We start from the raw sequence: 19,916 nt of genomic DNA on the forward strand, positions 1-19,916 counted from the left end.
GGCTGTGCAGCTTTTTTACAGTCTGAAAATATTGATGCTGATCACGTGTTTTGTTACGGGATGGAAATACACTTCAGCACGGGATGAAAACGTTTCTTTTGCGGTTTGCACCGTTACGCGAAACACGTCTTTCGTCTGTTCCCGGTTCACTTTTGTACGGCCCATGTACGAATAATCGGTAAGCTCGGCCCCCTTGTATTCACGTTCAAGCTGGTTCCATGCGAGCTGTTCCCATTTTTCAACTGACGGATCGAGGTGTTCTGTATGCCCTTTTTCAGCGATAGAGGCAATGAGAATGCCGCAAAAAAAGAGGGCAAGCGCAAATGGAAGGGATTTCATCTTTATGTTCTCCTGAGTCGTTTTTTGTCAATCTTAGCGTGTCCAAAGAAGAGACGGATATGCGGTTTTATTTTATGTCTCCCTCATATTGCTATGCCGCAATGATAAGGACACCAAGTTTTCCCCCGTTGCATCCGGGCTTCGGCGGCATAAACTAACGGAGAACTTCTCATTGAAAGGAGAAGCGTAAGATGGATCATGCCGATTATGATAAAGCCTTGTATTACACACACCGGTCTCAATGGGACAATTTATTAATTTTGATGGTTCGTACAAAAGATGATTTATTATCAAAGCGTATTGAGCACTTTCTGCACGCGTATCATTTCGAATACGATCATGCGGTGCTTGAAAAAGAGCTGTATTCCCTACTCGGGTATATTGATCATGCGACAGAACTCGCTTATGAAGATCAATTAGCCATGCTGACATAAAACAATCCCGGCGTCAGACGCCGGGATTTCTTGTGTTTGTGAACATATTCAGCTCTTCGATCATGGCTTTCAGGCTGACCGCCATATCCTCAGATACGGTCCGGCGCTCCATGTCGATGTGAATCGGGTCTAAGACCAGCTGTTTCGGGATGACATTTGCATAGACGCCCCGCATGACCGTCCGCATATTCGCCAGCGCGTTCATGCCTCCTTTTCCTCCGCCCGCCGCGGCAATGATGGCCACCGGTTTGTATGCCCAGTGATCGCTGCTTAAAAAATCGATGGTGTTTTTTAAAGCGCCGCTCATGCCGCTGTGATACTCGGGAGATAATAAGACGACGGCCGCCGACTTTTTCACCTGCTGCCTTAACTTTTGCACTGAAGGCAGCTCATTCTGTTCTTCTTCACCGTTATAAAGCGGCAGTTCACTTTCGCTCAAATCAATAAAATCGGTATGAAACCGATCTCTGATATAAGAAGCGGCAATTCTAGTCCGCCCGTTTTTTCTCGGTGTGCCGCTGATCACTAATATGCTCATGATTTTACCGCCTTTCCAAAAACATTATATTTTACCGCATACAATGCCGCCTGCGTCCGATCGGAAAGATTCAGCTTTGACAGCAGGTTGGACACGTGGGTCTTCACTGTTTTTTCTGAAATAAACAGTGCCGCCGCAATTTCCTTATTGCTTTTTCCTTTGGCTATTTCTTGAAGAACATCTTTTTCACGGGGGGTCAGCTGATAATATTTTTCCTTATCCTGATCATCCTGAACCATATGGGTCAGCACGTGAGGCACAATATCCGCCGACAGCCGGTAACGTCCGGAATACACTTCCCGGAGCGTTTTCACTAAATCATCGGGCTGAGCGTCTTTCAGCTGATACGCTTTTGCGCCGGCTTTAAGGGCGGGAATGACGTGCTCCTGATCAGAATAGCTCGTCAAAACGACGATACTGATGTCCGGAAATCGTTCAGCCGCAATTTTTGCCGCTTCTATGCCGTCCATATCAGGCATTGATAAATCCATCAGAATGATGTCCGGCTCCGTCTTTTCAGCTTGCTGAAGCGCTTCAGCACCGGTGGACGCCTCACCGACAACTTCAATGTCTTCCTGAGTGGCGAAGAAATAGCGCAGTCCTTTGCGGACAACATGATGATCATCAGCAATCACAATTCGTTCCGGCGCCAAGCTCGGATTGCAGTGTAAAGCGGCCTCCGATCGCTTCAGCCCGCGCTTTCATGCCGGCCACGCCGAGCGATGGGAGCACAGCATGCACATCAGCGCTGAAGCCCGCTCCACGGTCGCTGATGTGAAGCTCAGCGCAATCCGGCTTTTTAACGGCGGAAATGATAACCCGGTCCGTTCCCGCATGCTTTTTACAGTTATTCAAGGCTTCCTGGGCGATCCGCCAAAGCGCGTGTTCCTGTTCATCTGTAAGCTCCAGCTCATCCTCCATTTCACAAACGGCTTCCAGGCCGATGAGAGCGGCATAGCTTTTGATCGACGCATACAGCCCTTTCGTCAAACTTTCCGGCTTCAGCTGCCAAATAAGCGCCCTCATTTCTGTTAGCGCATCCTGAGACAGCTCTTGAATAAACATAATCATCTGCCGGAGCCGATCATCATCTGTAAAGCTCTTTGCGGCTTTTGCCGTTAAGCTGACAGAAAACAGCATCTGATTGACGGAATCATGCAGCTCTTGCGCAAGTCTGCTTCGTTCCATCAACAGGGCGTTCTGCTGCTCAAATTCGGCCAATTTCATCCGCTGGATCGCCGTTCCGATTTGAAATGCAACCGCTTCAAGCAGATGCAGTTCTTCTTCGTTGAAAAATGTCTTTTCACTTGCGGCGACGTTTAATAAACCGAACTTCCGGCCGCCGTCCTCAAGCGGTACGGTCGCATGATGGGTAATGCCCTCCGTATCGCGGCAGTTCGTCGTCTGTTCCGCAAATTCAATCCGTTTACAATTCATTATGTTTACGGCCTTTGTCAATCCGCCATTGCTGAATTTGGTCAGACAATAGCATTCCCCGCTGCACATGAGTGCATTTTCCCGCTGACCGAGAGCCGGCGGTAAATAAGCGGATGCGGCGAGCGTATAAGACCCGTCCGGCTCAATCAGAAAAATCCACCCTGTCTGCAGCCCGGTCAGGCTGAGCAGTTCGCGGAGCACTTTATCAAGCGCTTCCTTTAAATCGTGGCTTTGGTTTAAGGTTTCCGCAATCGCTTTTAACGTTTTTAACGTTTCTACCGTCGTTTTCGTCAATTTCCCTCACTCCGGCCAATCAGAATTATCCATATTATATCAATTCTTTTCTGTATATTCCTTTGTTTTCAGCATGAATTTTCCTCATACTTTCGGATGAGACGTAAAAAAAACCGCCGGATGTCGCTTCCGGCGGTTGTTGTTTATTTCGTATTTTCCACTATGCCATCCACCGTTTTCATGACGGCTTCAGATAATGCGGCAAGACGCTGTTCGCTGTCTTGTAAAGAACTTCCCTTCACGGCGAAATAGAACTTCACTTTCGGCTCCGTTCCCGATGGACGAAGGCAGAACCAAGAGCCGTCTTCAAGGAAATATTTCAGGACATTTGACTTCGGAAGATCAATATCTTCTTCACGATGATCGGCAAATACAGTCCGTTTTCCCGTTGAATAGTCTTCAGCCTGCGTGATTTGTTTTCCGGCCATCTGCTTCGGCGGATCGTTTCGGAATGAAGTCAGGATAGCGGAAATCTGCTCTGCTCCCTGTTTTCCTTTTAACGTCAATGACTTCAAACCTTCACGGTAATAACCGTATTCTTTAAAAATGGACAGCAGCGCGTCATAAAGAGACATGCCCTGCTTTTTATAAAAGGCGCATACCTCGACGGCTAACAGCGCAGCCTGGATCGCGTCTTTGTCACGCGCGAAATCGCCGATTAAGTAGCCGTAGCTTTCTTCATACCCGAACTGGAACGTGTATTGGCCTGTTTTTTCATATTCTTTGATCTTTTCACCGATAAATTTGAAGCCTGTCAGCGTGTCAATCGTATCTAACCCGAACGATGAAGCGACGGCGCGGCCCAATTCGCTCGTGACAATCGTTTTCATGACGACACCGTTTTCAGGAAGGGTGCCCTGTTTTTTCTTCTCGGAAAGCAGGTAATGCAATAAAAGCGCGCCTGTCTGGTTTCCCGTCAGCACTGTGTACTTGCCTTCGCTGTTTTTTACGGCAATGCCGAGACGGTCGGCATCCGGGTCCGTAGCGACGAGAATATCGGCATTTTGTTCTTCTCCGAGTTTAATGGCATATTCGAATGCCGCGTGCTCTTCCGGATTCGGCGATTTGACGGTTGAAAAATCCGGGTCCGGCAGCTCTTGCTCCTTTACGACGGTGACGTTTTTGTAACCGAGTGCTTCAAGACCGCGGCGTACCGGTTTATTTGCCGTGCCGTGCAGCGGAGTGAACACGACGCTGACATCCACTTCATCCGAAAGCTCGGGATGTACGGAGATGGAAGTCAGTTTTTCAGTATACGGTTTATCAATTTCTTCACCGATTATTTTAATCAAACCTTTTTCTTTCAGCGACTGTTCATCTTCAACTTGAATCGTTAATTCATTTTCTATGGCATTCACTTCCGCAATGACGATGTCCGCTTCTTTCGGCGGCAGCTGTGCGCCGTCATCGCCATACACTTTATATCCGTTATATTCAGGCGGGTTATGGCTGGCTGTCACGACGATACCGGCATAAGCGTTCAGCTTTCTCACCGCAAAAGACAGCTCAGGCGTCGGGCGGAGCTCATCAAATACGTATGTTTGAATGCCTTGGGAAGCAAGGGTTTTTGCAGCTTCCATCGCAAACTCAGGAGATTTATGACGGGAGTCGTATGCGATCGCAACCCCTCTTTTTTTCGCGTCTTCCCCCTGTTTCGCGATATACGCCGCAAGTCCGGCGGATGCTTTGCGGACCGTGTAAATATTCATCCTGTTCGTACCCGGCCCGATTTCTCCTCTCATGCCTCCTGTTCCGAACTCAAGATTTTTGTAGAAAAAATCTTCCAGCAGCTGCTCGTTTCCTTCCGCGTCCGCCAATAATTTTTTCAATTCTGAATCTAATTGTTCGGCCTGATTCCAGCGTTCGTAGCTCTTACTCCAACTCATGTTCGTCCTCCTATAATTTCAGCTTATGACCATATTTTAATATGAATCGGCTGCCCGTGTCACTTGATAACCTAACCAAATGCTTTATGTAAGAAGATAAAAGAAGGGCTCATGCCTTTTCGGCACAGCCCTCCGGTTATTATTGTTCGAGCGGAACAACCGCGTCGTGCAGCAGCGTATTTAACCACTCAGTGTGTTTTTCTTTCGTTGCGTCATTCCATTGGAATCGGTCGCTCATGTAATCAATCACGGCCGTTTTATATGTTTGCACCCATTTGATGTCGAAGAACAGTCTTCCCGTTCTGCGGACGAAGAAATCGGCAGGTGTCGCAGCCATTTCTTCTTCGATGCTGTAAGCCGCTTCCGCCAGAATGTGAACCGGAATCTGGCGTTTTTCCGCTTCATCTTTCAGGCCTTCAATCCGGCTGAATACATTTTCAACGTTAGAGCCGTATCTGATGGCTAACTGCTTAGCGGTTTCCTGTGATAAACCGATTTTCAAGCCGTCTTTTGTCTTTGCTTCCACAAATGACTCGAAGTTTTTAGAGCCGCCGACATGTCCACCGGAAATCGGCATCGTCTTCGTCTTGCAGCCGCCGAAGTCCTGGCCGCCCTCTTCTTTCAAGCGGTCGCGGACAAGATCGACAATGTGCTCAGCCATTTTACGGTAGCCCGTCAGTTTTCCTCCGGCGATCGTAATCAGGCCTGATTGAGATGTCCAGATTTCATCTTTACGGGAGATCTCAGACGGGTCTTTCCCTTCTTCGTGAATAAGCGGTCTGAGGCCGGCCCAGCTTGATTCAATATCGTCCGCCGTAATGTTCAGTTCCGGGAACATATAATTGATGGAGCTGACGACATAATCGCGATCCTGCACCGTCATGCGCGGGTGCTCAAGTTTTTGTTTGTAAACCGTATCGGTCGTACCCACATATGTTTTTCCTTCACGCGGAATGGCGAACACCATCCGGCCGTCCGGCGTATCAAAGTACACCGCCTGTTTAAGCGGGAATACGGATTGGTCGAATACGAGATGGACCCCTTTTGTGTGCTGGAGATGTTTTCCGCTTTTGCTGTGGTCTTTTTCTCTCAGTTCGTCGACCCACGGACCTGTCGCATTGACGATTTTTTTGGCGTACACTTTGTATTCCTTGCCTGACAGCAGATCTTCAATTAAAACGCCGACAACTTTTCCTTTTTCATAAAGCAGTTCTTTCACTTTAGAATAGTTGACAGGCTCCGCACCGAATTTAACGGCTTCTTTCATGACTTCAATCGTCAGTCTCGCATCGTCCGTCCGGTACTCTACATAATAGCCTCCGCCTTTTAAGCCGTCTTTTTTGACGAGCGGCTCTTTTTGCAGCGTTTCTTTAGCAGACAGCATGCTTCTGCGCTCTGATTTTTTTACTCCCGCTAAATAGTCATACACACGCAGGCCGATAGAAGTAGAGAATGAACCGAACGTGCCGCCTTTATGAAACGGCAGCAGCATCCATTCCGGCGTCGTGACGTGCGGGCCGTTTTCGTACACGATGGCACGTTCCTTACCGACTTCTGCAACCATTTTGACTTCAAATTGCTTCAGATAACGCAAACCGCCGTGGACAAGCTTTGTGGATCGGCTTGATGTGCCGGCCGCGAAATCCTGCATTTCGCTCAAAGCGACTTTCATTCCCCTTGAAGCTGCGTCAAGCGCCGTACCGGCACCCGTAATACCTCCGCCTATAATAAACAGATCGTATGTTTTTTTAGTCATGTCTTCCAGCATATGATCCCGTTCCAAACTTGAAAATTGGTGATTCATCATTACGTTTCCTCCTTGTTGTCACGGTATAGAAAAAGAGACCACAACAGCCAAAGCGCATGTCATCACTTTGGTGCTGTGGTCTCTCCTCATCTCAGGACCGTTCCTATTAACTTGTTTTCAGTATACCACATTTTTATCTTATTTAAAAGCCATAGCTGCATTTACTGCTTTTTTCCATCCGCCGTACAATTCATCGCGTTTTTCATCTTCCATTTCCGGTTTGAATTGCTTATCAAGGTTCCATTGATCGGCGATTTCAGTGCTGTCCTTCCAGTATCCGACAGCGATTCCGGCCAAATACGCGGCACCGAGCGCCGTCGTTTCATTAATTTCCGGACGTTCGACCGGCACATCAAGCAAGTCACTTTGGAACTGCATGAGGAAGTTATTTTTTACCGCTCCGCCGTCTACACGCAATGTTTTTAAAGAGATGCCTGAATCAGCCTCCATGGCATCAAGTACATCTTTCGCCTGATAAGCGAGAGATTCAAGCGTAGCCCGGATAAAATGCTCCTTCGTCGTTCCGCGTGTCAGGCCGAAAACTGAGCCGCGCACGTCACTGTCCCAGTACGGTGTGCCTAATCCGACGAAAGCGGGCACGACATAAACACCGTCAGCGGAATCCACACGCTCTGCGTATGTCTCGCTTTCTTTTGAATCCTGGAACATCCGCATGCCGTCTCTCAGCCATTGGATGGCAGAACCTGCGACAAAGATGCTTCCTTCCAGCGCATACTCGACTTTTCCGTCTAATCCCCAGGCGATTGTCGTCAGGAGGCCGTGATCAGAAGTGATGGCTTTTTCTCCGGTATTCATCAGCATAAAGCAGCCTGTGCCGTATGTGTTTTTCCCCATGCCTTCTTCAAAGCACGCCTGGCCGAACAGCGCTGACTGCTGGTCTCCCGCCGCTCCCGCAATCGGAATGTTTTTACCGAAGAAATGATAATCAACCGTTTTCGCGTACACATGAGAAGACGGTTTCACTTCCGGCAGCATTGATTTCGGCACGCCTAAAATATCAAGCAGCTCGTCATCCCATTTTAATTCATGGATCTTAAACATCAGCGTTCTTGAAGCGTTGGAATAATCCGTTACGTGCGCCGCCCCTCCGGACATTTTCCAGATGAGCCATGAATCAATCGTTCCGAACAGAAGATTTCCGTTTTCCGCTTTTTCCCGCGCGCCTTCTACATTGTCAAGAATCCATTTGACTTTCGTTCCTGAGAAATAAGGGTCGATCAAAAGTCCCGTTTTTTCTCTGAATGTATCATTATATCCTTTTTCACGAAGCTCTTCGCAAATGCCGGATGTTTGTCTCGATTGCCACACAATCGCATTGTATACCGGCTTTCCGGTATCTTTATCCCATACGACCGTCGTTTCCCTTTGGTTCGTGATGCCGATGCCGGCAATTTGATCAGCGCTGATTCCGGACTCGGAGATCACAGTCGCGATAACGGCGAGCACCGATCCCCAGATTTCGTTCGCATTGTGCTCCACCCAGCCCGGCTGAGGGAAATGCTGTGTGAATTCCTTTTGAGCGGAATGCACGATTTTTCCTTCTTTATTAAAAAGAATCGCTCTTGAACTTGTTGTGCCTTGGTCAATTGATAAAATATAGGTCTCCATGATGCCGCTCTCCTTTTTAAATATATTCAGAATTTGATAATATTTTCCGTGATTGAGATTTATTGGTATAAATATAGAGTATGAAAAGCACTACAACTATTATAACGCTTACAAACCAAAAGCTAGGTGTCACATTTCCTTTAAACGCAGCATTGTAAAATACGCCGCCGAACGCACCGCCCATGATCGGACCGACTACGGGAATCCAGGCATATTTCCAATTTGACGGCCCTTTTTTCGGAATCGGCAGAAAGGCGTGAGCGATTCTCGGCCCCAAATCCCGCGCAGGGTTGATCGCATATCCGGTCGTCCCTCCAAGAGAAATCCCGATGGCAACAATGAGGAATCCGACAATCAGCGGGTTCAGCCCTTTTGTAAATTCATTCGCTCCGATTGCCAAAATGCCGAGCACAAGCACAAACGTACCAATGACTTCACTTATCATATTCCCAAATGTATGAGGAATACTCGGGTCGGTCGAGAAAACGCCCAGTTTAGCGGCCGGATCATCCGTCGCCTTCCAATGCGGCAGATAATGAAGGTACACAACAACCGCACCGATCATTGCTCCGATCATCTGCCCCGCAATATAAACAGGGACCTCTTTCCAAGGAAAGCTGCCTTCAAGCGCAAGGCCTATCGTTAAAGCCGGATTCAAGTGGGCGCCGCTGATGCTGCCGACGGCATATGCCGCCATGGCTACTCCCAATCCCCAGCCGAATACAATAACAATCCATCCGGATTGGTATGAAAGCGATTTCTTTAAATTGACTCCCGCACAAACGCCGCCGCCGAAAATAACAAGCAGCATTGTACCGATTACTTCTCCCCAAAATGCTGTCATCATCATTCCTCCTAAATGACAAAATAGCAGGTTTGACAGAGTTATAGAGAATAAAAAACCCACAACAAACCGCTTTACGCTTTATTGCTTCCGTAAAGAGCTGTTGTGGGTCTCCGGATCTCCATCACATAGTATTAACCTAGGTCTATTGTAACAATGGGTGTAAGCGGTGTCAATCTTTTTTTGTCATAGAATGTTCATATTTAGCCCATAGTTCGGTGTCTGAAGTCGTCACGGCCGTGGCTCCTGCCTGCAAGGCGTTTTCAACGTCCTGCTCCGTGCGGATAAAGCCGCCGGCAAAAATCGGAATCCCCGTCATTTCTTTAATTTCTCTAATTAAAGTCGGAACGATGCCCGGGAGAACCTCGATAAAGTCAGGCTTATGCTTTCCGACGAATTCCATGCTTTTCTCCATGGCGCTCGTATCCAAGAGAAACAGACGCTGGATCGCGTATATTTTCTTTTGTTTCGCTTTGACGATGACTGATGATCTCGTCGAAATGATGCCCGCGGGCCGGATATCCTGACAAATAAACTCCGCACCGTATTCGTCATGCTTAATGCCGTGAATTAAATCGACGTGAACCATCAGAAGTTTTCCGTGTTTTTTTGCTTCATTCACGACACCTTTTAATTGACCGAGGTGGATATCTAAAATGACGCCGTATAAGAACGGACTTTCTAAAAATGCATCGAATTGCTTCATGTTCCGGATTGCCGGTAGAATCTGCTGGTTGTGAAAACTCATGTTTTACTCCTTTACATTAAAAATCAATGCTCAGCACGCTTTCCTTGACGGTCGAAATGATGAAAGAGAGCTCCTCGTCCGACAGGCAAAAAGGCGGAGACAGCTGAATGACATTATTATATCCCGCTACAGTATCGCCATTTTTCCCGACAAGCAGGCCTTTTTCTCTGCACGCGGTGATGACGTGCTGCACAAGGGCGGCATCAGCGGGCTCCTTCGTGACTTTGTCCTTGACGAGCTCAATGCCGGCAAGAAGGCCCTTGCCCCGTACATCTCCGACCGCCGGATGTTCTCTGAGCGGCTCAAGCTCACGGAGCAGCCTTTCTCCAAGCTCACGGGAGCGGGCGATCAGATTTTCGTCCTCCATCAATTGCAGGTTTTTCAAAGCCAGGACGCAGGCTGCCGGATTGCCTCCGAATGTATTCACGTGCCGGAAGCGGCCGTACGGCTCACCGCCCGAATACGCCTCAAAAATCTCCCGTTTTACTGCCGTTGCCGACAGCGGCAGGTAAGCGCTCGTAATGCCTTTTGCCATTGTGACGATGTCCGGTGAAACGCCGTAATGCTGAAATCCGAACGGCTCTCCCGTGCGGCCGAAACCGCAAATGACTTCATCACTGATCAGAAGCGCGCCGTGGCGGCGGCAAATGTCCTCTACCTTTGCCATATACCCGTCCGGGGGCATCAGTATCCCTCCGCCAGTAATAATCGGTTCCATAATAACGCCGGCAATCGTTTCGCTTAATTCCCACGTCATGATCCGGTCGATGTCATGCGCGCTTTCCAATGTGACGGCATCTCCGGGATTCCGATAAAGATCAGGCGGCGCCGCATGCAAAAACCCTTGTGAGAGCGGCTCATATTTATATTTTCTCTGCGCCTGGCCGGTAGCGGCGAGCGCCCCCATCGTATTGCCGTGATAGCCTCTGTACCGGGAGATGAATTTGAAGCGGCTGTGATCGCCGTTTTCAATGTGGTATTGGCGGGCAATTTTGAACGCGGTTTCATTTGCTTCCGATCCGCTGTTGGAAAAGAAGATCACATAATCGCCGCCGAGCCATTCATTCAGTTTTTCCGCAAGCTCAATCGCGGGTTGATGGCTTTGGGTCAGCGGATAATAAGGAAGCTCCTTCAATTGGCTGTAAGCCGCATCGGCAAGCTCCTTTCTCCCGTATCCGATATTGACGCACCACAGGCCTGACATGCCGTCCAAATACCGTCTGCCGTCAATGTCCGTAACCCAGGCGCCTTCCCCTTTTTGAACGATTATGCTGTCATCCGGCTCCGCCCCTTTCATCGCGTGCCAAATCAGCTCTTTATCCTTTTGTTTGAGTGACTGATTTTTTTGTACATGTTCCACACCGCTCATCTCCCTTTCAATATCATTGCACTGTATCGAAAGCTGCCCGGCTTCTGACGCCGATTCTCTTGGTGAAGTTTTCCTCTTAATAAGAATATAAAGGCGCGGCATGGGCGAGTCAATAAAGCGGCGGCAATTAAAAAAACGCTTTCTCCCAGAAAGCGAAAGAGCTACAAGAGCATATCCCGAAACCGGGGCCGGCGCAAGTGTTTTTATAAAAAAACCCGCCCCTTAGGGACTGACCCCTGTTTTTGAGACAGGGATCAAAACACCTTCATACAGCCAATTGCCGATATTGTATCGGCGATTGGCTGTTTAGTTTCGTTTGAATACGAATATTGTTATAATAATGAATGTATTCTATGGCAGTGCGTTCTACGATGGTCGTCGTAGTTCGATCAATGCTGTTAAGATAGAACGTTTCAGACTTTAGTGAGGAATGAAACGATTCGATGGAGGCATTATCAGCGGGCGTCCCTTTGCGGGACATGCTCATGGTAATGCCTTTTGTTTTAACAGCTTTCTGATACTCATAAGATGTATAAACAGAACCTTGGTCACTATGTAACACGCAGTTCTCTGGCAGTGCGGGCAGCTGATCAAGTGTGTGTAAGACAAAGTCTGTGTCCTGTCTATCGCCAATTGTAAAAGCAATCACTTCTCCATTGTATAAATCCAATATACTGGAAAGATACAATTGTTTCTGCCCATAAGGCAAATATGTGATATCCGTTACTAGCTTTTCCAGAGGGCGTTCAGACTGAAAGTTTCGATCCAATATATTCTCGGCCACGGCATATGGCTGCCCATCTTTCTTGCGCTTTTTCACCTTAACCCGGCATTGCCACTGATTCTTCTGCATAATGCGCTGAACCGTTTTATGATTCACACGCATTCCCTTTTTTAATATGGCTGTGATTTTCCGATAGCCATATCGAAACTTGTGTTCTCGGCACAACGTGCCGATTTGTTTTTCTAAATGGTATTTAGGGTTATCTTTCATCAGATTCTTCTTCCAACGATAATAAGATGCTCGTGAGATACCTAAATGAATACAGATATCCTGTATGGTCATTGTGCCGCGCAATGCTTCTACAAGCTCGACTGGCGTTTCGCTATCAGCTTCCTTTCCAATTCGTTGCACTTTTTTAAAACTTCATTCTGTTGTCTCAGATAACGATTTTCTGCCTGCAGTTTCTCTAATTCGGAAGAATACTCCGGGCCTTTTCCGTAAGTGTATTGCTTTCCGACAGGCTGTTCGAATCGATGTGTATCCCCAGTCTTATGCCATCTAACCCATGTCTGAACCTGTGTCTTATTCTTAATATTCAATTCCTGCATGATCTCTTTCATAGGCACGCCTGCCAATCTCATTTCTACAGCCTTCTGTTTCACTTCAACCGGATAACTCACTCTTGTCCCCATAGAAAAAACACCTCCAAGTCTAATTTCGGCTAACAATCATCCGTTTTCAAACTTGAAGGTGTTTTTTGTTTGTCTCATCTTATGGGGTCAGTCCCCTTAAGCGGAGCGGGCGTTTTTTATTTAAGATGCGTAATCCGGTAAATGTCTTTGCGCCGGTCTTTCAGCTGGCGCACGGTTCCGTTTTCACGCTGCCTTCTTAAGATTTCAAGGTCCACGTCCCCGATCACGACCATTTCGATATTCGGATTCGTTTCACCGACGATTCCGTCTCTGGCAAATTCAAAATCCGACGGAGCAAAAATGGCTGACTGCGCGTATTGAATATCCATATTTTCTGTTTGCGGCAGGTTTCCGACCGTACCTGAGATGACGGTGTAAATTTGGTTTTCAACCGCTCTCGCCTGAGAGCAGTACCTTACGCGCAAGTAGCCTTGGCGGTCTTCAGTGCAGAATGGCGTAAAGATAATTTTCGCTCCTTGATCCGCGGCAATTCTCGCAAGCTCCGGAAATTCGATATCGTAACAGATCTGAATGGCGATCTTTCCGCAGTCCGTATCAAATACGCGCACCCTGTCTCCGGCGCTGATGCCCCACCATTTCCGCTCATTCGGCGTAATGTGAAGCTTATATTGTTTTTCAATCGTGCCGTCACGTCTGAATAAGTAGGCGATGTTATAAATTTTCCCCTCTTCTTCAACGAAGTGGGAGCCGCCGATGATGTTGACATTATATTTCACCGCGAGATCTGTAAAGAGGCTGATATAGTCCTCGGTATATTCGGTAATCCTCTGAATGGCCAGACTCGGCGAACGCTCCTCGAGAAATGACATGAGCTGCGTCGTGAAAATCTCCGGGAACACCGCGAAATCAGATCTCGCATCGGAAGCCACATCGACATAATATTCAACCTGATTGGCAAATTCCTCGAAGGAGTAAATCTTTTTCATTTCATATTGAATGACGCAGATGCGCACCGGAAATGCCGATTTGTAATAGCGCTTCGACTGCGGCAGGTAATCGACATTGTTCCATTGCATTAATGTCGCATATTTAATGGACGCGGTGTCATCCGGGAGATAATTCGGATTGATCCGCATGAGCGTAAATCCGTTCATCAGCTGGAAAGAAAGCACCGGATCATAAATCTGATGGCGCGTCACCTGTTCGACATAGGCTCTCGCCGTCATTTCTTCCGCATACTTATGATAATTCGGAATCCGCCCGCCGATAATGATGCTTTTCAGATTCAATCGTCTCGCCAAGTCTTTTCTCGCCTCATACAGCCGGTGTCCGATTTTCATCCGTCTGTATTCCGGGTGAACCATTACCTCAATCCCGTACAGATTCAATCCGTCCGGGTTGTGGTTCGTGATATAACCATCGTCTGTAATGTCCTGCCACGTGTGGCGGTCATCATATTCATCGAAATTGATGATCAGGCTTGAGCATGAACCGATAATTTCCCCTTCATACTCGGCGCAAAACTGACCTTCCGGAAAGTGCGCGAGATGGCTGATTAAATGCTCAGGCTCCCACGGCTCCATCCCCGGAAAACAATCCTTTTGCAGCTCAATTATTTTGTTGATATCTTTCTCTTCCATATTCCGTATGACCATTTTCTTTTCAAAACGGGTCAGATCAAGTTTCTCAGACAATGCTGCTTCCCCCTGCCGGTTCGTTTTGATCGTTCAATCGCTGTAAGAGTAATTCAAGTTCCATTTCCGCCATCGATTCCAGTCTGTGATCGTATTCTTCAAATAACAGGGCGCTTGTTACCTTATTCGGGACGATGACACATTTCATTCCGGCACGTTTGGCTGCGATTGAGCCGTTGACCGAATCCTCAAAGGCCAGACATTCAGATGGTTCAACGCCTAAATGTTCCGCAGCTTTCAGATAGAGCTCCGGATTCGGCTTCACTTCTTCTACGTCGTCAGCCGTCTGAATCACTTCAAATTCATCAAACAGGCCTAATTCCTTCAGATGGCCCGATACCCATTTAAAATCTGAGCTGGACGCGAGCCCCACTTTCAATCCTAATTCTTTTGCCGCGGCTAAATAAGCCTCCACCCCGGGACGCGCCGTTTCCGTCTTCATCCGCTGTTCGAAGCGCCCGCGCCTGATCGCCGTCAGTTCATCATGATCGAGCTTTCTTCCCAGCTGCTCCTCTAAATATGCGAACGGCTTAAAACCCGCGGCCGTTCCGATCACCTTTCCCCAGACGGATAAAGGCAATGTTGAACCGTGTTCTTCAAACATTTCCTGCAGCACTTCATATTCATGGGTTTCTGTATCTAAAATTAACCCGTCAAAATCAAAGATTAATGCTTTTATCAATGGTTACAGCTCCTTTAGCTAAACGTACTGACCTATGTATACACTATACCGTGAATTTCTTTCGCGTTCAAAATGTAACATTCTGACGGAAAGAAGAGCCTGCATGAGTGCAAGCTCTCTTCATCCGTTACTGTGTGTTTTGACTGGAAATATTGGAAAGAGCTGCTCCCGCAGACTCATTTGAACGCTGATCGACCGCTAAGTCTCCAAGCGCAACGATCCCGACCAGATGATTTTGATCGACAATGGGAAGGCGGCGGATTTGGTGTTGGGCCATCAGATGTGACGCCTCTTCAAGACTCATTTCCGGGTTTCCGGATACAACTGCAGAAGACATCACGTGTGAAACAGGTGTTTGGCCGTCGCGGCCTTGAGCCGTTGTTCTCAATGCGATATCACGGTCTGTCAGCATTCCTTTTAATTCCCCTCCGTCAACGACGGGAATTGCTCCGACATTATGCTGGTGCATCAGCGCAGCCGCTTCCTGAATCGTTTGATTGGGAGAAACGGTAGCCACGTGGGTAGTCATTGATTGTTTGATTGAACTCATTGTAAAGCACCCCTTTCGACATTTATTATGCTCGGGGAGTTGTCTCATTATAAAGGGAGTTAGAGGAAAGAAATTGTGGTATCATGTCAAGGAAGCAAAAAAGAGCCTGTTAAAAGGCTCTTTATACCCGTCAGATCAGCCTTCTGTGACCGCAGGCTTCTGATCCGGCCCCTGTCTCGAAATCATCATAGGTAAAGGGAAAATTCATTCCGCATTCATTCAGCAAAGCGCAATTTTTATCAAACAGCGCCCGCTCTTTGACGTCATATACCGGGTGCGGCTTTGACAGCATGATATGTACCGTTTGCAGACAAGCCATAATTTGAAACGCTTCTTTTAAAGTTCCTTGGTAACGTTGGTTTTGTAATGATAATACGCCCCTTTTTTTAAAGCGCTGAATTTCCAGTTCGGAGAAATAAAGAGGAAAGACATTTTGAAACAATTCAGAGGAAAGCTCTTGAATCGCGCTTTCTTGTCCGTCAGTCGCTGCGTTCACAATTCTCACATCAATCACCTTTCTTGCCATGTGAATATCCTTAATCTTTATCAAGAATAGCATAGAAAAAAACGCGAAAGCTAAGGTAAGTGTTTCCTATTGAAACAGCCGCTTTCCGCTTGAAAAGGAGCTTTATGATATGAAACAAAATGACCGCGGTCTGGAACTCCTGATTACGGAAAAGCACGCCGGACAATGGCTGTTTTCAGTCCTGAAATCTGAATTCCAGGCGTCAAAACCCGTAATTACGGAATGGATGAACCAAGAAAGCATTCAGGTGAATCGGACATCACCGAAAAACAACATCATACTGAAAACCGGAGATCGCTTATTCATTGATCTTCAGGAAAAAACGGGTTCTTCGGTGACTCCGGAATACGGAGAGCCGGACATTTTATTTGAGGACAATCATATGCTGATTGCAAATAAGCCGGCGGGAATGCCGACTCATCCAAATGAAGAGGGTCAGACCGGCACCCTCAGCAACCTGATCGCTTACCATTTTCAAATCAACGGCGAGCAGGCGAAAGTGCGCCACGTTCACCGTCTTGACCGTGACACGTCAGGCGCGGTCGTTTTCGCGAAACACCGCCTGGCCCATGCAATCCTTGACCGTCAGCTCGAAACCAAAACATTAAAACGCACCTATATCGCCGCGGCGGAAGGAAAAATCACGCCGAAAAAAGGCACGGTTGACTCGCCGATCGGCCGCGACAGGTCACATTCCGTCAGACGGCGCGTCTCACCCGGCGGACAAGCCGCCGTCACCCATTACAAAGTGAAAGGCTATCATCCCGGTGCGCAGCTTACATTGGCAGAGCTTGAACTGGAAACCGGGAGAACACATCAAATCAGGGTGCATATGGCAAGCATCGGCCATCCGTTGGCGGGCGATGACCTGTACGGCGGAAGCAGGACGCTGTTTCACAGGCAGGCGCTTCACGCCAAAAAAGTCAGTGTCGTCCATCCGATCTCAGGAGAAGAAATCGTTGCCGAGGCGCCGATGCCGGCTGATCTGGCTCATTTTACCGAAACGTATTTTTCTTAAACCGGGTCGGCATATATAATATATCGTTTCGGCGCATTTCCAATGTAAGAAAACGGATAGCAAGTGGTCAGGATCAGTTCCTCCCGCATGTGCTGAAGGGTGATGACAGATGTATCATTCCGGCTGACGATTTTTGTACGGCTGATTTTATAAGAAAACGTGCCGTAAGACAAAATCACGTTCAGTCTGTCTCCTTTTTTCAGTTCGCCGGTCCGGCGGAACACCGTGTCCCTGTGGCCGGATAACACAATTTGGCCGTGATCGCCCGGATAATAGCTGTCCTTATAATGTCCGACGCCTTTTGCTAAATCATCTGCGTCAGTCCCTTCGACGATCGGGAGCTCAGCGTCGATTTCAGGAATTTCTAAAATGCCGCTTGCCTCACCCGTTTCGGGGTGAAATTCTTTTTTGCGCTGTGTCAGCACAGCGCTTTTTGTTTCGTTCTTTTCCAAGACAGGTTCTGTTGCTTGTTTTGCTTCTTCAAGCGATTGGTTCGTTTTCATATGTGAATCAATGATCTTCCAGCTTCCGTAACATGTGATGATGATACCGGCGATGATGACGAGAAGCGGAATATGTTTCAGTTTGTTCATCGTGTGCGGGTTCCCCTTTTCTTTCTGAAAAGCCAATATACGCCGGCACCCGTGATCATCAGGCCGGCCAATGCCGTCTGATGGCTGCCCGCTGAAGTATCAGGCAATGGGCGGCCTTTTTGTGTGCCGCTTTCAGTCTGTTTTGTGCTCTGTTCCGAATTTGCGGCAGACGCCGGACGGGATTCGGGAATTGACTGCACTGTATCAGATGCTGTTTCTTTTACGACAGGACGTTTAGGTTTTTTGGTTTGATCAGGCTGTTCTGCTGCATCCGGTTTTTTAGCGGGTTTTTCCGCTTGAGGTTTTTCTCCTTTATCAGGCCTGGTGCCGCCCGGTGTTTCCCCGCTTCCCGGCTGATTGCCGGTGTCATCAGGTGTTTCGCCTGCTGATGCCGTGCGGATGCGGCCATCGGTTTGATAAGAAATCGGTGCGGAAAAGCTTTTGACATAGTCTGCTGTCGCTTCTAAATCCTCAGGCCCCGTCACCGGATTCTTGCCGAGTTTCCCGATCGGACCGTATTTTGCCCCCGCTGCCGTCGCCATAAATTGATTGACTGTTACTGTATATCCTTTTTCGGGCTGTATGTCTGTCCCGTCCGCCATTTTCATATCAACCGCTTGTCCGGTTTCCGGGTTCCATGTATAGATAAATCCGCTGATGCTGTAATCCGGTCCGTACACCGGAGAAATTTGCGCGTTGATGATCTCCCGCAAATCTTTTCCTTTGATTTCAAGCTTCGTCAGCACATTGCCGAACGGCTGTACATTATAAAGGTCTCCCCATGTGATCGGCCCTTTTTTTATGCCGTCCCGGATGCCTCCCCCATTCATAAGCGCAAAATCGGATTTCATCTTCGCTTTCATACCGTCGGCAATCAGATTTCCGAGCGCCGTGTCGCCGTCATTTGAATACCCGCCCGTTATATCATGGGCCGCTTCCCCGACCGTTTCGCTGATAATCGGTTTCACTTTCTCTTCATATTTGCTTAATATGCCTGCCGCAGCCGGGTCAGGCTTGATTTTACTTTGATCGATATATTGGATTTCCGCTGACTTTTTCACGATATCCTTCGACTCTTTATCAAGTTCAAGATCGGCGATTCCGATTGCTTTTCCGTATTCAAATGCCTGCACGATCAGCTTGCCGTTGATTTCTCCGTTTACGACTTTATGATTGTGCGCGGCGAAAATCACATCAATCTCTGAGTCTGTTCCGCTTGCAAGCTTTGCGGATTCTCCAGTGATGGCTGAGCCATTTTGTTCAGCAGACATATGGGCGAGTACGGCGATTGCTTTAATTCCTTTTTTCTTCAAGTCAGCGGCGGCGTCATTGACGGCCTTTACCTCATCCGTAAACGTAATATTTTTAATTCCGTCCGGGATGACCATGCCTGCCGCCGATCTGGTTACAACCCCGATAAATGCGACCGGAATTCCGGAAACGTATTTGATTTCATACGGCGGCAGAAAGGACTCCCCTGACTTCAGTTTACAGTTTGCGCAGACGAGCGGGAAATTTTGGCCGTCATAACCGCTTGTCCCCTTACCGTCCGGATGATCTCCTCCATTGATGATCCGTTTAAGCTCATCCGTTCCTTCATCGAATTCGTGATTGCCGACAGTTCCGACATCAAAACCGATGTCTTCCATCAATTCTACTGTCGGTTCATCCTGAAAAAGGGCTGACACGGGAGAGCTGCCCCCGATCATATCGCCCGCATGCACGACAAAGGCGTGTTCTTTCTCGGCTTTCGCCTTTTTAATGTACGCGGCGGCGTAGTCCATCCGCCCGAAAGTGCCATCCGGTTTACCGTCTCCGTTAAGGTCAAGCTCATATTGCTGATCAATTTTTCCGTGCAGATCATTCATGCTGATGATTCTGAGCGGGACACGGCCGGAGTCTTCAGTCTGCTGTTCTTTATACGCTTTATCCGTGCCGGCTTCATTCAGTGATCCGGCTTGTCCGATTGCTTCCGCATCTTTCACGCTGAACATCATAAAACAAACCGTCAGCAAACAGCACGAAAGACGCATACCCCTTTTTTTCTTCATTCATTTCCCCCCCTGTCTTCTAAGAAATACGTTAGCTTATTTTCTTAAAAATCACATCACTTTTTTGTAAAGATTGTATTCGCTGGCGCAAAATAGTAAA

At 47.9% G+C, this 19,916-nt stretch carries 19 protein-coding genes; 2 read left to right on the plus strand and 17 right to left on the minus strand.

The window, feature by feature from the left end; genetic code table 11:
- Positions 1–15: 15 nt before the first annotated feature.
- Complete coding sequence (locus OVA33_RS20170; protein ID WP_017417342.1) at positions 16–339, minus strand: DUF3889 domain-containing protein; 324 nt, start codon at positions 337–339, stop codon at positions 16–18.
- 191 nt (positions 340–530) lie between these two features.
- On the opposite strand from OVA33_RS20170, the gene OVA33_RS20175 reads away from it, so the two are divergent.
- Positions 531–773, plus strand: coding sequence for a YhdB family protein (locus OVA33_RS20175; protein WP_003155335.1), 243 nt, complete (start codon positions 531–533; stop codon positions 771–773).
- 13 nt (positions 774–786) lie between these two features.
- On the opposite strand, the gene OVA33_RS20180 is transcribed toward OVA33_RS20175, so the two are convergent.
- The 14 genes from OVA33_RS20180 to OVA33_RS20245 form a co-directional block, all read right to left on the minus strand.
- Entirely contained in the window at positions 787–1,311 is a 525-nt protein-coding gene (locus OVA33_RS20180; protein ID WP_025649527.1) for an NADPH-dependent FMN reductase, read from the minus strand.
- Positions 1,308–1,964, minus strand: coding sequence for a response regulator (locus tag OVA33_RS20185; RefSeq protein WP_025649526.1), 657 nt, complete (start codon positions 1,962–1,964; stop codon positions 1,308–1,310). Before OVA33_RS20185 ends, OVA33_RS20180 begins: the two co-directional genes overlap by 4 nt.
- Positions 1,936–3,042: a GAF domain-containing sensor histidine kinase gene (locus OVA33_RS20190; RefSeq protein WP_063636880.1), complete on the minus strand. Its 1,107-nt coding sequence runs from the start codon at positions 3,040–3,042 to the stop codon at positions 1,936–1,938. The genes OVA33_RS20185 and OVA33_RS20190 overlap by 29 nt, the downstream gene beginning before the upstream one ends.
- A 143-nt stretch (positions 3,043–3,185) precedes the next feature.
- A complete protein-coding gene (locus OVA33_RS20195) occupies positions 3,186–4,928 on the minus strand; it encodes a phospho-sugar mutase (protein WP_128974040.1) in 1,743 nt (580 codons plus the stop codon).
- 139 nt (positions 4,929–5,067) lie between these two features.
- A complete protein-coding gene (gene glpD / locus OVA33_RS20200; RefSeq protein ID WP_014417285.1) occupies positions 5,068–6,735 on the minus strand; it encodes a glycerol-3-phosphate dehydrogenase in 1,668 nt (555 codons plus the stop codon).
- 138 nt (positions 6,736–6,873) lie between these two features.
- Positions 6,874–8,364 (minus strand): glycerol kinase GlpK, encoded by a 1,491-nt coding sequence (gene glpK / locus OVA33_RS20205; protein ID WP_128974039.1) that lies wholly within the window; start codon positions 8,362–8,364, stop codon positions 6,874–6,876.
- A gap of 16 nt (positions 8,365–8,380) precedes the next feature.
- On the minus strand, positions 8,381–9,208 hold the full coding sequence (locus OVA33_RS20210) for an MIP/aquaporin family protein (protein ID WP_128974038.1): 828 nt from the start codon (positions 9,206–9,208) through the stop codon (positions 8,381–8,383).
- A 172-nt stretch (positions 9,209–9,380) separates the two neighbouring features.
- Positions 9,381–9,956 carry a glycerol-3-phosphate responsive antiterminator gene (locus tag OVA33_RS20215; protein WP_007610287.1) on the minus strand — a complete coding sequence of 192 codons (576 nt, stop codon included), beginning with the start codon at positions 9,954–9,956 and terminating at the stop codon, positions 9,381–9,383.
- A gap of 16 nt (positions 9,957–9,972) precedes the next feature.
- Positions 9,973–11,325, minus strand: coding sequence for an aspartate aminotransferase family protein (locus OVA33_RS20220; RefSeq protein WP_128974037.1), 1,353 nt, complete (start codon positions 11,323–11,325; stop codon positions 9,973–9,975).
- Between the two features lie 265 nt (positions 11,326–11,590).
- A protein-coding gene (locus tag OVA33_RS20225; RefSeq protein ID WP_099721935.1) for an IS3 family transposase occupies positions 11,591–12,741 on the minus strand; the annotation gives its coding sequence in 2 pieces (ribosomal slippage) (positions 11,591–12,468 and positions 12,468–12,741; 1,152 coding nt in all).
- 116 nt (positions 12,742–12,857) lie between these two features.
- Positions 12,858–14,396, minus strand: a complete 1,539-nt coding sequence (locus OVA33_RS20230; RefSeq protein ID WP_007408451.1) for a bifunctional GNAT family N-acetyltransferase/carbon-nitrogen hydrolase family protein — start codon at positions 14,394–14,396, stop codon at positions 12,858–12,860.
- Entirely contained in the window at positions 14,389–15,078 is a 690-nt protein-coding gene (locus OVA33_RS20235) for an HAD family hydrolase (RefSeq protein ID WP_003155347.1), read from the minus strand. Before OVA33_RS20235 ends, OVA33_RS20230 begins: the two co-directional genes overlap by 8 nt.
- 127 nt (positions 15,079–15,205) lie before the next feature.
- Entirely contained in the window at positions 15,206–15,628 is a 423-nt protein-coding gene (locus OVA33_RS20240) for a CBS domain-containing protein (protein ID WP_007408449.1), read from the minus strand.
- Positions 15,629–15,758: 130 nt separating this feature from the next.
- Positions 15,759–16,154 (minus strand): DUF5365 family protein, encoded by a 396-nt coding sequence (locus OVA33_RS20245; protein ID WP_007408448.1) that lies wholly within the window; start codon positions 16,152–16,154, stop codon positions 15,759–15,761.
- A gap of 109 nt (positions 16,155–16,263) precedes the next feature.
- On the opposite strand from OVA33_RS20245, the gene OVA33_RS20250 reads away from it, so the two are divergent.
- On the plus strand, positions 16,264–17,172 hold the full coding sequence (locus tag OVA33_RS20250; protein WP_014417281.1) for an RluA family pseudouridine synthase: 909 nt from the start codon (positions 16,264–16,266) through the stop codon (positions 17,170–17,172).
- Here OVA33_RS20250 and OVA33_RS20255 read toward each other — a convergent pair.
- Both OVA33_RS20255 and OVA33_RS20260 read right to left on the minus strand, forming a co-directional pair.
- Positions 17,169–17,765, minus strand: coding sequence for a class D sortase (locus tag OVA33_RS20255; RefSeq protein ID WP_065180681.1), 597 nt, complete (start codon positions 17,763–17,765; stop codon positions 17,169–17,171). The two genes, OVA33_RS20250 and OVA33_RS20255, sit on opposite strands and share 4 nt — an antisense overlap.
- Positions 17,762–19,816 (minus strand): bifunctional metallophosphatase/5'-nucleotidase, encoded by a 2,055-nt coding sequence (locus tag OVA33_RS20260; protein WP_128974036.1) that lies wholly within the window; start codon positions 19,814–19,816, stop codon positions 17,762–17,764. The genes OVA33_RS20255 and OVA33_RS20260 overlap by 4 nt, the downstream gene beginning before the upstream one ends.
- Positions 19,817–19,916: the final 100 nt, after the last annotated feature.

The organism is Bacillus sp. KICET-1 (assembly GCF_027721405.1).
Lineage (GTDB): Bacteria > Bacillota > Bacilli > Bacillales > Bacillaceae > Bacillus > Bacillus velezensis.

What these genes read in the sequence shown, in the direction of transcription:
- OVA33_RS20170 (WP_017417342.1), bottom strand. Translation starts at nt 339, where the DNA reads ATGAAATCCCTTCCATTTGCGCTTGCCCTCTTTTTTTGCGGCATTCTC.
- OVA33_RS20175 (WP_003155335.1), top strand. Translation starts at nt 531, where the DNA reads ATGGATCATGCCGATTATGATAAAGCCTTGTATTACACACACCGGTCT.
- OVA33_RS20180 (WP_025649527.1), bottom strand. Translation starts at nt 1,311, where the DNA reads ATGAGCATATTAGTGATCAGCGGCACACCGAGAAAAAACGGGCGGACT.
- OVA33_RS20195 (WP_128974040.1), bottom strand. Translation starts at nt 4,928, where the DNA reads ATGAGTTGGAGTAAGAGCTACGAACGCTGGAATCAGGCCGAACAATTA.
- glpD (WP_014417285.1), bottom strand. Translation starts at nt 6,735, where the DNA reads ATGATGAATCACCAATTTTCAAGTTTGGAACGGGATCATATGCTGGAA.
- glpK (WP_128974039.1), bottom strand. Translation starts at nt 8,364, where the DNA reads ATGGAGACCTATATTTTATCAATTGACCAAGGCACAACAAGTTCAAGA.
- OVA33_RS20210 (WP_128974038.1), bottom strand. Translation starts at nt 9,208, where the DNA reads ATGACAGCATTTTGGGGAGAAGTAATCGGTACAATGCTGCTTGTTATT.
- OVA33_RS20215 (WP_007610287.1), bottom strand. Translation starts at nt 9,956, where the DNA reads ATGAGTTTTCACAACCAGCAGATTCTACCGGCAATCCGGAACATGAAG.
- OVA33_RS20220 (WP_128974037.1), bottom strand. Translation starts at nt 11,325, where the DNA reads ATGAGCGGTGTGGAACATGTACAAAAAAATCAGTCACTCAAACAAAAG.
- OVA33_RS20240 (WP_007408449.1), bottom strand. Translation starts at nt 15,628, where the DNA reads ATGAGTTCAATCAAACAATCAATGACTACCCACGTGGCTACCGTTTCT.
- OVA33_RS20245 (WP_007408448.1), bottom strand. Translation starts at nt 16,154, where the DNA reads ATGGCAAGAAAGGTGATTGATGTGAGAATTGTGAACGCAGCGACTGAC.
- OVA33_RS20250 (WP_014417281.1), top strand. Translation starts at nt 16,264, where the DNA reads ATGAAACAAAATGACCGCGGTCTGGAACTCCTGATTACGGAAAAGCAC.
- OVA33_RS20255 (WP_065180681.1), bottom strand. Translation starts at nt 17,765, where the DNA reads ATGAACAAACTGAAACATATTCCGCTTCTCGTCATCATCGCCGGTATC.
- OVA33_RS20260 (WP_128974036.1), bottom strand. Translation starts at nt 19,816, where the DNA reads ATGAAGAAAAAAAGGGGTATGCGTCTTTCGTGCTGTTTGCTGACGGTT.